This window comes from Prochlorococcus marinus XMU1405, from assembly GCF_017696275.1.
In the GTDB taxonomy this organism is placed as follows: Bacteria; Cyanobacteriota; Cyanobacteriia; order PCC-6307; family Cyanobiaceae; genus Prochlorococcus_A; species Prochlorococcus_A marinus_AB.
Map to the genome: position 1 here is coordinate 337,249 of NZ_JAAORF010000002.1, position 12,220 is coordinate 349,468.

A 12,220-nucleotide genomic window follows, 5' to 3' on the forward strand; every position below is an offset into this window, starting at 1 on the left:
AAATCAATTTTTTTTACTAACTATTTGCATATGGGCCGAAAAATTCACTTGCGTCTCTTCCCATTACTTTAGCAAGATTTAAACTTTTATCTATATCCCATTTTGATGCCATTCCATAAAGAATACCCGCAGCAAAAGAATCGCCACATCCATAAGAATCAACCTTTAATTTTTTGTTTTTAAGAGCCTTATATCTTCCTCCAGGGAATAGTATGCCTCCCTTCTCTCCCTCGGTTTTAATAGTATATTTGGGTTTTAAAGATAAATCAGAAAAAGAAAAAACTTCCCCGGGATCAAGATTACTGCCTATTAATCCATCTAAAAGAACATTTGATTTATTAATTGTATTTAATCCTACCCTTGGTGTCGTACACAGTATTGAAGCTGATCTAGCCATTTTAAAAATCTCTGAATCAGATGCCGTAATAAAAATTCCGTCCATTTTTTTTAAAATGTTCCATTCCAACTTGTCTTTATGAGTTGGAGCTAACCTTTCACCAATAACTGTTATTGCTCTTTCACCTTGAGAGTCAATTAAACTAAATCCTCTTCTAGTTGGTTTATCACGCCAAGCTACATGCATCTTAATTCCCATATTTGAGAGAATCCTGAAACACTTATCTCCATATTCGTCATTACCTAATGATGTAAAAAAATGAATTTGGTTTAAAGTTAAATCAGCAAGTATTTTGGCGATAATGGAGCCACCACCAGCTGGATACTCAAGGGACTTTTCAGAATGAGAAATGACTCCGGGTTTTGGTAATTGATCAACCTTTAAGAAATTTATCCACTCAACATGACCAACCACAGCAAAATTTAAATTTCCTTTTTTAAATGTATAGTCTTCAACTTTATTATTCTTTTCAACAACCATAAGCTTTTAAATACTATTATTAAAAGAAATATTTTTGACAAGTGAATTCATTGAACATTTTAAAAGATAATAAACAGATACTATCTTATCTTTACCTTTTTCTATCAATTTTGGGTGCTGTACTGCCAATGATGGCAAATTTTGAATTTGCTAGGGAATATGGGAACAGCTTTGATATAAATAACTTCATTTCTTTAGCGAATGCAAACCCTGCAGCTCAGTCAATTTCTAGAGACTTATTAGTAGGAGCAAGCGCTATTTTTATATGGATAGTAAATGAATCAAAAAAACTAAACATGAAGAATATGTGGGTTGTATACATTGGAACTTTTCTTATAGCTTTCGCATTCTCTGCACCTTTTTTCTTATTTCTAAGAGAGAGAAGAATTATTGAATTAGAAAGGATTAATTAAAATAATCTCTTAAATAGAATTGCAAATGCTATAAAGCAACAACATGAAATGGAAAGCCAGATTATTGAAGCATAACCAAATATATCTAATATTCGTCCCGAAATAAATGGTCCAAAAAAATAACCCATAGCGAAACATTGTGATAATAGAGCAAGTGCAAAACCTTTTTTGTTTGAAGGAGCTATTCTGAAAACGACATCTGTTGATGTTGGAAGAAATGAAGCAGTCCCTAAACTTACTAATATCAATGAAAAAGAAATTAAATAAAAAGCTGGGATATTTAGATAACTAGAAATAAATAATAAAAATGAAGCGAAAGAGAAATTTATTAAACTAAATTTCAAGCCATATAATCTTCCTTTCTTAGATATCCAAGAACCGACAGGCCATTGTAAAAACAACAATAAAATTAACTGAATAGAAATTATAAGACTAATAATTTCTTTGCTTAATGCATTGCGATATACTCCACCTTTAACAAGATCCAGAGGCAAAGTTACTTGAATCAGAGCCAAAGAGGTAGTTATAAATAAAATAGATAAAATTATTATTGTTGAATTTTTATTCCATTTCAATTGTGTCTGATTAATTGGATTTACTAATTTTTTTTGGAAATTTTCTAAGTTTTTTTTAATAGATGAACTATTTCTAGATATTAAATATGTGATAACTAACATGCAAAATATATCATTAATAAAAATTGATTTAGAATACAAAAAATTGGTCATATAACCCCCTAAGAATACCCCTAGAAATATTCCTAAAGCCTCCGAACTTCTCACAAGAGCATATGCTTTGCGTGTTTCGATAGTATTGCAAAAATAGGGCACCCCAAACTCGGCAGCAGGCCAATATATTCCTGCAGCAGCACCAACAAATGATTGTCCAATTATGTACAAAAAGGTATCTCCTGAAAAAATGAGGCATAAGCTCGCAGCAATACTTAGTATTGAAGAAGTAACTATTGGAAATTGTATTTTCCCTGTTTTATTAAGATAATTACCTGTAAAAATTCTTGTTAAGGTTCCAATTATTGCTGAAACGGTAAACCCCAAGCCAATATCTGTTGCCGATAATCCTATGTTATTAAAAATAAGTGATGTTAAATAAATAACACCTCCTGCTCCAAATGCAGCGTAAAATCGTATCTTGGTTATTAACCTCAAGTGATATGGAAATTGAAACCACCAATTTTTGCTAATTTGTAAACTATTCGGACTAATCACAAGTGAAATTCATTTTTATAATTTTTATTAGTTTTTGTGGTTTATCTTTTAATAATGGTTTAAAGGCTGCTGAAAAGATAAATATTAAATTTGAAGAGATGATAATTCCTCTTACTATAGAACAATTATCAAAATTAGAAAAATACAAAGATGATTCAACAGAATTAATTGATTGGTTAAAAAAAAATGGATTAATAAGAGTTTTTGAATTATCAAAATTTTTAGAATTTCCAGTATTCAAGGAAAAGGGGTTAAATAGAGAAATATTAAGAAGTTGGATAGGGCGTAAAATTCTTACAGAATTAAGCAAAACCATTAAAGTTCCAAATGATAATAATGGTACAGAAATTTATAACACTATAGAAAAATTACTAGATCAAGAAAAAGAAGTTTCAACTTTAGAAATCATAAAGTCATTACCTTCAGAAGAAATTTCACTAGATATTGATAATTTAATTTTAATAATTTCATCATGGAAAAATGAATTATCAATGCAACAAGAACTTTTATCAAAATTAAATAAACTTGAAAGAACGAACCAAAATACCTACAAAAATATTGAAAAAAAATCAACTCAAGATCTAATAAAAATTGATAAAAAAATTTATGCGCCTCACCGAGTGAAAGCTTTTGAAATTGAAATATGGAAAAGCAATCAAACAAATGATGATAAAGAACTGATAATTTTTATGCCAGGGCTTGGAGGAGAAATTAATAATTTCAAATGGATAGGCAACGAATTAGCTAAAAGAGGTTGGCCAATATTATTCATAGACCATAGAGGGAGTAATTTAGAATCGTTCATAGAAGTCCTCGAAGGTAAAGAAACAATCCCAGGAAGTGCAGACTTCTTCTTATATAGAATTAAAGATTTACATGCTGTATTAAAAGCTCATGAAAATGGAGAATTTGGTTTAGCTAATGATTCTTATATTTTAATGGGACATTCACTTGGTGCATTAATAGCACTTTTATATGAAGGGGAAAAGCCTACTGATCAACTAGAGGACAAATGTGATTCAGCATTAAAAGATTTTGCAGTAACAAATTTATCTAAATTACTTCAATGTCAGCTGAGCGAAATACCATTCCCCGAGAAAAATAACACTAATAAGGCCAGTGCGATAATAGCTTTTAATTCATTTGGCAGTTTATTATGGCCAAAAGAAAATAGTGCAGGCATTAAAACACCCACCCTTTTAATAGGTGGTACTTATGACCTTATTACACCATTAATGAATGAACAATTTAGAGTTTTTTCTGCTTTAAATAATCCATCAAATAGATTTCTAATTATTGAAGGGGCAAGTCATTTCTCTCCAATAAGAATTAATGAAAGCTATGAAGAAAATAATGACGTCTTCAAAATAAATGAAACTTTTATTGGTTCAGAGCCAATATTAGTACAAGATTTATCTACTAAATTTATAGTTGAGTTTTTAAAAAATATAAAAGACCAAAAGATCCCTACAGTAGTTAAAAACCAAAGAGATTTGGGACTTAATTTCCATCTTTTAGATCTTGAAACAATAAAAGAAATTTCCGAAAATTAGTATTCTATTCGTGGATCTAAATATGCGATTAAAATATCCACGAAGAGATTTAAAGAAACTATGAGCATAGAGGTAAAAATTACAATTCCTTGAACCAAGGTATAATCTCTTTGAGAAATAGCTTCATGTAATCTTAAAGCTATACCTGGCCATGAAAAAGTTACCTCGAACAATAAAGCACCTCCTGCCAATGAGGCCATAGTCAAGCCAGAAATAGTGACAATTGGCAATAGAGCATTAGGCAATGCATGGTTTAAAAATATTTTTTTCCTTGATATTCCTCTACATATAGCAGCATTTACATAATCACTTTTATATGTCTTATCCAAATTTACTCTTAATGAGCGGCTGAATATCCCACTTAATAAAAAACCAAGGGTAAGAGAAGGAAGTGCGAGATAATAAAGACTATCTTTCAGAGCAATAATATTATTTGAAAGAATACTATCTAAAACTAGAAAACCTGTGATTTGAGGTTGTTGCTGAAATATTGGAAATCTACCCCCAATTGGGGAAATATTAAAAAACACAGAAAATAATAATTGGGATAACATTGCACCCCAAAAAGGAGGGATCGAATATGTAGCAATTCCTAGTATTCTAGAGATATAGTCAGTCTTTTTCCCTCTATTTCTTAAGCCAATTAATCCCAATGGGAATCCTATTAGTGTGGCACTTAATATTGAAAAGAATCCAAGCTCAATACTTGCAGGCAATGACTTAATAATAATGTTTAGGACTGGCTCTTGGGTACTAAGAGATTGGCCAAAATCTAAGTGCAATATACTTTTAATATATGAAAAATATTGATTTATTAAAGGTTCATTTAGTCCCAATTTATTTCTTAGAAATTCCCTAGAAATCTCATCTGCACCTGATCCAAGTATGGCATCGACAGGATCGCCAGGTGCAACTCTTAATAAAATAAAAACTAATGAAGAAATTATCCATAACATTATCGGTATTAATGAAATTTTTAATAAGGAATAATTAAGTAGTTTATTTAAATTTCTACTCATTAAATATCTCAAGATCACTCAATGAAATTATTCCTGCACCATTAAAAATAGGTTTTGATATTTTATTTTGAGACCATGCTTTTTGAGAGGATATCCAAATAGGAATATAAGGTATTGAATTTGCTGCTATTTTTTCAATTTCAATAAGTTTTTCTAATCTTTTAATTCCACTTATTTTTTCACTCTCAAGAAATAAACTTTCCACTTTATTAGATCCCCAAAAACTACCGCTGTAAACTGATTCTCCTTTTTTACATTTGCCATCGACTATTTCATTACAACTTAAAAGAGGAGTGAGATAGGCCTCTGGATCTGAATAAGCCCCAGTCCAATCAAGAATAACTGCCGTATAAATTCCTAGACTTAGATTCTTATAAACTGTTGTAGATTCAACCCCATTGAGTTCAATTTCAATACAATCATTCAAAGAACTTTTAATTTCTTCTTGCCATGTCAGAGCAATAAGCTTGTCAGCTGGTACATTCGATCTATAAGTAAGGGGTATTTTTAGAATATTGCCATCGCAATAATTTTCTTTTTGCAATAACCTTCTTGCTTCTAAATAATCATACTTAGGCCACAGATCTTGATTATCTTTTTTTAAAATCGGAGGAATTATTGATCTAGATGGCTTCCTTAATCCATAACTTACTTTCTCACTAATCAACTTTCTATTAAGACTTTTTGCCAAAGCCAGTCTTAAATTAAGATTACTTAAGGGATAGGAACTAGTTTTAAGGCTTATAAAACTTAATTCAGTGAAAGGGCTATTACCTTCATTAAACTGTTTATTTTTGCTTAAATTATTTAAACTTTTTCTCTGACTATCATCAATTGAATTTGATAAAAGCACGTCAATTTGTTTACTTTTTAAAGCCCCAAAAAGAGAGGATGAATTTGAATATCCCACAAAATTAACACCCTTATTTAAGGGCTTTTTACCCCAATAATTCAAATATGGATCAATTGATTGAACTTCATTAGAAAAACTAGTAAGCACATACTTGCCGGTACCAACAAATTTTTCATTTAAAAACTTATCAGAATATTGTTTGTAAAATGTAGGAGATATTGGAGTTAAATTTACTGATGTGAGTAAACCATTTAAAGAACTTGATGGTTTATTCAAATTTATTATGACTGAATATTCACTTGGTGTTTCTATTGATTTAATCTTATTTCCTAAAATATAATTCATCGTTCCAATTCTTTTGAATCTATCAAAGGTAAACTTTATAGCATTTGAGTTAAATACAGTTCCATCGTGAAAAAAAACATTCTTTCTTAAATTGATAGTTATTTGAAGTCTATCCTTTGAAATAATTGGCATGCCAGAGGCCAATTCAGGTATTAATTCTCCATCAGAATTTAATTCATATAATGTGTCTCCTAGAGAACTGATTAATTGAATTGCTTTAAGAGTATTTGCTCTAGCTGGGTCTAAAGATTCAATTTTCCCAGAACTTGCTACTATGATTTTTTTAGATATTCTTTTTGAGCCGCAAGAATTCTGTAAAAAAGAAATTAAAATAATAAATATTGATAAAAGAACTTTTTTTTTCATATTTTATGATTACTTAATTTTTCTGAAGTATTATTTGAACAATAAATTTGTAAGGTTATTTGACTTATTTCTAAAGCAAATGTTTTTTTAGAATTACAAGCAAAAGGCCACTCTCTCACCCAACAAATTTCTTTACCTTCATTTAAACCAATTACTTGAAAAGTCTTATTGCTATTTTTAATTTTCACGCAGGCACCTTTATAAAGGTTTTCAGAAAAAATTAAATTATTATTTTCATTATTAGTATCTAATAGTTTGGAATGAATCATTAAGGTGCTAAAAACAAACACTTACTTTATTCGGTTTACCAAGCTATAAAGAAATTTGCAAACTATTTTTTTAAATACAACTTAATTGACTTGCAATAATTTTAACTTCATTTAGCGAATTTATTTCATCTTTCGATCTCTCAAAATCTCCATTGTTCACCTCATGAGTAATAACGACAATTTCAGCTTTGTCGTCACTTGCATCAAGTTGAACGATTGATTCTATTGATACATTATTCTTTCCAAAAATATCTCCAATCTTTCCTATAACACCTGGACTATCAAGACAAACAATTCTAAGGTAATTTTTTTTATTTATTTGTGAAGATTCGATGATATGACATTTTCTCCAGAAATAAAAAGATAATAATGGATCGATTGAATTATTATTTTTTACTGAGGCGGCATGCAGATTTAATATATCTGATACTACTGATGCAGCAGTTGGGCCACTCCCTGCACCTGGACCATATAACATTATCTCTCCAAGAGGATCGGCCTCTATCAATAAGGCATTATTAACTCCCTTAACTGTTGCCAATGGATGAGATTTTGGAATCAAAGAAGGTCCTACCCAAATATTCAAAGCGAGTGAATCATTACTATTAATTTGTCCCCTTTCGGAGAGCGCTAAAAGTTTTATTTCAAAACCTAATTTATTGGCATATTCGATATCCTTTAGATCAATTTTGCTAATGCCCTCAGAATGAATCTCCTCTCTTATAATTTTCCCTCCAAATGCAAGTTCACTAAGAATTGAAATCTTATCAGCAGCATCATGGCCCTCAACATCTGCAGTTGGATCAAATTCTGCATAACCAAGTCTTTGGGCCAATTTTAAGGTCTCCTTGTAATCAGCTTTTTCATTCGTCATCTTTGAAAGAATAAAATTTGTTGTGCCATTTATTATTCCAATCATTTTTTTTATACTGTTACTTTTTAATGATCTTTTTAAGGGTTCGATTATAGGAATCCCCCCACAAACTGCTGCCTCCGACAATATATAAACTCCTTCTTTAGATGCAGTTTTATATATTTCTTCTCCATATCTTGCAATGACTGCTTTATTTGCTGTAACAACAGATTTACCTAATTTTAATGATTGCAGAATAATATCTTTCGCCAAATCAACCCCACCCATTACTTCAACAATTACATCTATAGAGGGGTCATTAATTAATTTAAATGGATCATCAGTTAATAAATTATTATCCAGCTCAATATCCCTTTTTTTATTAATATCTTTAACTGCTATTTTTGCAATTTCTATTTCTTTTAGAATTGGATGCGAATCAACTTCAGAACTTATTATTTTATAAATCCCTGAACCTACAGTTCCAAAACCTACAATCCCAATTTTGCATTTTCTCATTTTTTATTTCTTTAACTTTGAGTTTAATTTTATATTATTAGGCCTACAAAAATTCATTTGCTTGAGACTGCATTTTCAACAATATGTTTAAAAAACCATTTGACCGAGAAGGTGTTAAGCTTGATTTCAACCCAGTATCTTCAATAAATTTCTTATCTATTTTAATAACCTCATTAGGTGTTAATTCATTTAACCCAGTAATTAAAAATGCTAATAAACCTTTGGTTATTAGGGCATCAGAATATCCTTCCCAAAATAATTTACCTCCTTTAATATTTGCCTTAACAAAAACTTCTGAAACGCATCCTTTAACTTTATTTTCTTCAACAAGGATTTCATTATCTGGTTCTTTCAATTTTTTCCCTAACCACAAAATGTATTCATATTTTCTTTTTGGATCTTCTGATTTCTTCAACTTTTCAACTAATCTTGATAAATTATTGTATTTTTCTTGATTTTCCATTTATAAAACTATAAATTAATCGCTTTATCAGTTTTCTATTATACAAATATTTCTTTTTCTGTGATAAACCCTGATAAAGGAATATCCCACTCAGCTCTGGTTAATGGAATCGTACTTACACAATTGGAAGTTAATACTCCAATGCATGGAACATTTCTCCAATTATTATCTGTCCTTAATTTATCAAAATAACCTCCTCCATAACCTAATCTTGTTAAATTTTTATCTACAGAAAGACATGGTACAAGAATCATACTTATCTGGTTATAACTTAATGAAAAAGAGTTATTTGGACTTAGTATCCCCTCATAATCTTTTGAGAGAGGTTCTTTATCCCATGGATAAAATAACAATTCTTTTTTATTTTTACATCTGGGCAAAGCTATAGAAAAATTTTCCTTAAGACTCCTAATATCTACTTCATTTCTTAGAGGCCAATATATTGCAATGTAACCAATATTTTTATATTCCTTTATAAATGAATCAATATATAATTTTACATTTTTTTCTACTTTTTCTCTTTGATTTAAAGAAATCTCATCTCTAAGTTTTCTAAAGGTATGCCTCTCAAATTTCTTTTTTTCAGAAATAGTCATAATTGAATCTTCAGTTGATGCCATCTTCATTTAGTTTTGTGAGAGCTATGGCCAAGGCATCTGCTGAATCATCAGGTTTTGGAGGTTTTTTAAGTTCTAAGCTATACATAACAGCATCAAGAACTTCCTTCTTAGATGCTTTTCCAGACCCGGCAATCGTTAATTTTATCTGAGCAGGAGAATATTCACTAACATGAATTTTTCTTGAGGCTAATACCATCATAATCACGCCTCTAGCCTGCACCACACTAATCGTAGTACTTGATCTGTAAAAGAAAAATTTTTCTACCGCTGCTGATGTTGGATTCCAATGATTTATTAATTCATTAAGATCTTTAAATATCTCATAAAGTCTATCTTCTTCTTTTTTATCTTTGCCTGTTTCGATTACACCACAATCTAATAATATCTTTTTCCCATTCTCTATTTCAATAATTCCATAACCAACTCTAGCTAATCCGGGGTCAATCCCAATTATTCTCACTGTGATTAAGCTTCTGCAGACAATTGAAATTTTGAAAGATTTTCTTTTTCATCTAAATCAAATACTTTACAAAAGGCTTGAATAACTCTTTCACCTGAATCAACTTGTTCTAAGGGATCTTTTCTTAGTCTGTGTCTTAAAGAGCAAGAAATAACCCTTGCTATGTCATCTTCTTGCACTTCAGTTCTGCCCTCAAAGGCAGCAATTGCCCTTGCCGATCGATTTGTAACAATATCTCCACGTAAACCATCAACATCTAGTTCTCCGCAGATTGCAGAAATATTCAATCTTAGGTCATCGTCCATTTGAACAGAATTTAACATTTCTTGTGCTTTCATAACCTTTTGTTGAAGTTCATCCTGTTGTTTCTCAACGCTCAATGAAAATTCGTCAGGATTATCGTCAAAAGAAGTTCTTTGATCTACGACTTGAACTCTTAATTCAGCATCTCTAACTGTCTTAACCTCAACACTCATTCCAAACCTATCTAATAGTTGAGGCCTTAATTCACCTTCTTCTGGATTTCCCGACCCAATAAGGACAAACCTCGCAGGATGTCGGACTGAAACTCCCTCCCTTTCAACTGTATTCCATCCGGAAGCAGCCGAATCTAGAAGTACGTCAACTAAATGATCATCAAGCAAATTTACTTCATCAACATATAGTAAACCCCTATTAGCTTTAGCCAATAATCCAGGCTCGAATGCCTTGACACCCTCACTTAAAGCCTTTTCTATATCAATGGTTCCACAAAGCCTGTCTTCAGTAGCCCCTAAAGGTAAGTCAACCATAGGTACTTGTTTTTGAATACTCTCTAGATTTTCTCCTTGAGTAATTTTTTCTAAAACTTCTTTACTTTGTAAATCAGGATCGACGAGAGAACTATTATATGGATCGTCTTTAACAACATCGATTGCTGGCAACAAATCAGCAAGGGCCCTTATTGTGGTCGACTTTCCAGTCCCTCTATCACCCATTATCATCACTCCTCCAATTCTTGGATCAATCACATTTAATAAGAGAGCCAATTTCATTTCTTCTTGACCAATTACAGCTGTAAAAGGAAAAACTCTTCTTTTCTTTGTTGTAGGCACAGTTTTAGTTTTCTTAAATATTCAAATAATCAATAGATGTTACTTCAGAAAATGTTTTTAGTAAATATCCCTATCAAATAAAACTAAAGAGAAATAATAACTAATCAGATTTATGCTTATTTATTTTTTTGAATTGTTCAAAAACCAGTTTATTTGATGGACAATTCCTCTTAAAACATTTATTTCGTGCATTGATGTATTTGCCCTCAAAAAATAATTCTTAAATTTACTGATTTTTGCCTTAGAAGTATGTTTTAAAAGATATCCAACCTTCAAAAGTAATTCTTCTATCTCCAAAAACGAATCATGTATTTGTTTTGGTGATGCAAGATTAAAAACTTTTAGTTCTTGATCAATGTTTCTTTTTGAAGACTTATTTAACTCATACAAAGCTATTGAAACTGCGTGAGAAAGATTTAACGAAGGATTATTCTGAGAAGTTGGGATATTAAAAGTTTTATTCGCCAAAAGCAATTCACTGTTAGTTAAACCTCTATCTTCTCTTCCAAATATAATTGCTAAATTATTTATCTTTTTAAAGGATAAAGTCCAATCAAATATATCTTCAGAAGATCCAAAAAATGAATTTTTATTTACATCAATCCTTCCACAAGAAGCTAGAACTACATCACAGTCAAAAATTGCTTTTTGAAGGTTATCAAAAATCTTACAATTTTCAAGAAATTTATGACCTTTAAGAGCCATTTTTTTTGCTTCTAAAGAAAATATATCGCATTTCGGAGAAACAATTCTTAATTCATCAACTTCAAAGTTAGAGCATAATCTAGCAACGCTCCCTACATTTAAAGGGCCATTTGGTTCAACTAATATTACTTTTAAATTAGAAAAAATTTTCCCCAAAATTATTCAAGGCTATGAAGATATTTTAATAAATTGGACATATTTACAGGATCAATTTCAAAACTTGGCATAGGGGGAGTTAGGCCTCCAGTAACTTGTTTTATTATCTCTTTATCATTCAAACGTTGAGTTATTGAGTGTAAGTCTGGCCCCACTAATCCCCTTGCTGTAATTCCATGACATCCAACACAATTTATCTTAAAAAGAGCATCTCCTTCATCAGCAGAGCCATTAAGCGCAAGAGTTTCAATAATATATTTGTTATTTTCTTGATGTTTTACGAAAAATATTGAAAAACAAATAAAAAAAACTCCAAATAAAATAAAAACAATTTTTAAGAATTCTCTTTTAAAGTCTCTTTCTGCTGCAGTTGATGAAGATGTTGACACAAAAAATAGTCTCTATGTAACAATTGTGAATAAGAAATTC

Annotated in this window: 14 protein-coding genes; 2 read left to right on the plus strand and 12 right to left on the minus strand. The window is 30.6% G+C overall.

Annotated features, from left to right (window positions below; all coding sequences use genetic code 11):
* Nucleotides 1–16: 16 nt before the first annotated feature.
* Nucleotides 17–877, minus strand: a complete 861-nt coding sequence (locus HA148_RS05505) for a carbohydrate kinase family protein (RefSeq protein WP_209130916.1) — start codon at nt 875–877, stop codon at nt 17–19.
* Nucleotides 878–918: 41 nt separating this feature from the next.
* On the opposite strand from HA148_RS05505, the gene HA148_RS05510 reads away from it, so the two are divergent.
* Nucleotides 919–1,290: a DUF2834 domain-containing protein gene (locus HA148_RS05510; RefSeq protein WP_209130918.1), complete on the plus strand. Its 372-nt coding sequence runs from the start codon at nt 919–921 to the stop codon at nt 1,288–1,290.
* Here the strand turns inward: HA148_RS05510 and HA148_RS05515 are convergent.
* On the minus strand, nt 1,287–2,516 hold the full coding sequence (locus tag HA148_RS05515; RefSeq protein ID WP_209130920.1) for an MFS transporter: 1,230 nt from the start codon (nt 2,514–2,516) through the stop codon (nt 1,287–1,289). The two genes, HA148_RS05510 and HA148_RS05515, sit on opposite strands and share 4 nt — an antisense overlap.
* A 2-nt stretch (nt 2,517–2,518) precedes the next feature.
* Here HA148_RS05515 and HA148_RS05520 point away from each other — a divergent pair, with 2 nt between their 5' ends.
* Nucleotides 2,519–4,069, plus strand: coding sequence for an alpha/beta hydrolase (locus HA148_RS05520; protein WP_209130922.1), 1,551 nt, complete (start codon nt 2,519–2,521; stop codon nt 4,067–4,069).
* Here the strand turns inward: HA148_RS05520 and HA148_RS05525 are convergent.
* From HA148_RS05525 to HA148_RS09685, 10 genes are all read right to left on the minus strand, one after another.
* Nucleotides 4,066–5,088, minus strand: a complete 1,023-nt coding sequence (locus HA148_RS05525) for an ABC transporter permease (RefSeq protein ID WP_209130924.1) — start codon at nt 5,086–5,088, stop codon at nt 4,066–4,068. The two genes, HA148_RS05520 and HA148_RS05525, sit on opposite strands and share 4 nt — an antisense overlap.
* Nucleotides 5,081–6,652: an ABC transporter substrate-binding protein gene (locus HA148_RS05530; protein ID WP_209130926.1), complete on the minus strand. Its 1,572-nt coding sequence runs from the start codon at nt 6,650–6,652 to the stop codon at nt 5,081–5,083. Before HA148_RS05530 ends, HA148_RS05525 begins: the two co-directional genes overlap by 8 nt.
* Complete coding sequence (locus HA148_RS05535) at nt 6,649–6,921, minus strand: hypothetical protein (RefSeq protein WP_209130928.1); 273 nt, start codon at nt 6,919–6,921, stop codon at nt 6,649–6,651. Before HA148_RS05535 ends, HA148_RS05530 begins: the two co-directional genes overlap by 4 nt.
* A gap of 70 nt (nt 6,922–6,991) precedes the next feature.
* Entirely contained in the window at nt 6,992–8,293 is a 1,302-nt protein-coding gene (locus HA148_RS05540; RefSeq protein ID WP_209130930.1) for a homoserine dehydrogenase, read from the minus strand.
* A 43-nt stretch (nt 8,294–8,336) separates the two neighbouring features.
* The gene (locus tag HA148_RS05545; RefSeq protein WP_209130932.1) at nt 8,337–8,756 is read right to left on the minus strand and encodes a SufE family protein; all 420 of its coding nucleotides are present in this window, start codon (nt 8,754–8,756) and stop codon (nt 8,337–8,339) included.
* Between the two features lie 38 nt (nt 8,757–8,794).
* The gene (locus tag HA148_RS05550) at nt 8,795–9,352 is read right to left on the minus strand and encodes a 5-formyltetrahydrofolate cyclo-ligase (protein ID WP_209131079.1); all 558 of its coding nucleotides are present in this window, start codon (nt 9,350–9,352) and stop codon (nt 8,795–8,797) included.
* Between the two features lie 10 nt (nt 9,353–9,362).
* Complete coding sequence (ruvC, locus tag HA148_RS05555) at nt 9,363–9,836, minus strand: crossover junction endodeoxyribonuclease RuvC (protein WP_209130934.1); 474 nt, start codon at nt 9,834–9,836, stop codon at nt 9,363–9,365.
* Nucleotides 9,837–9,841: 5 nt separating this feature from the next.
* Nucleotides 9,842–10,930 carry a magnesium chelatase ATPase subunit I gene (gene bchI, locus HA148_RS05560; RefSeq protein ID WP_209130936.1) on the minus strand — a complete coding sequence of 363 codons (1,089 nt, stop codon included), beginning with the start codon at nt 10,928–10,930 and terminating at the stop codon, nt 9,842–9,844.
* Between the two features lie 120 nt (nt 10,931–11,050).
* Nucleotides 11,051–11,797, minus strand: a complete 747-nt coding sequence (locus tag HA148_RS05565; protein ID WP_209131081.1) for an RNA methyltransferase — start codon at nt 11,795–11,797, stop codon at nt 11,051–11,053.
* Nucleotides 11,794–12,180 (minus strand): c-type cytochrome, encoded by a 387-nt coding sequence (locus HA148_RS09685; RefSeq protein WP_308789042.1) that lies wholly within the window; start codon nt 12,178–12,180, stop codon nt 11,794–11,796. The genes HA148_RS05565 and HA148_RS09685 overlap by 4 nt, the downstream gene beginning before the upstream one ends.
* Nucleotides 12,181–12,220: the final 40 nt, after the last annotated feature.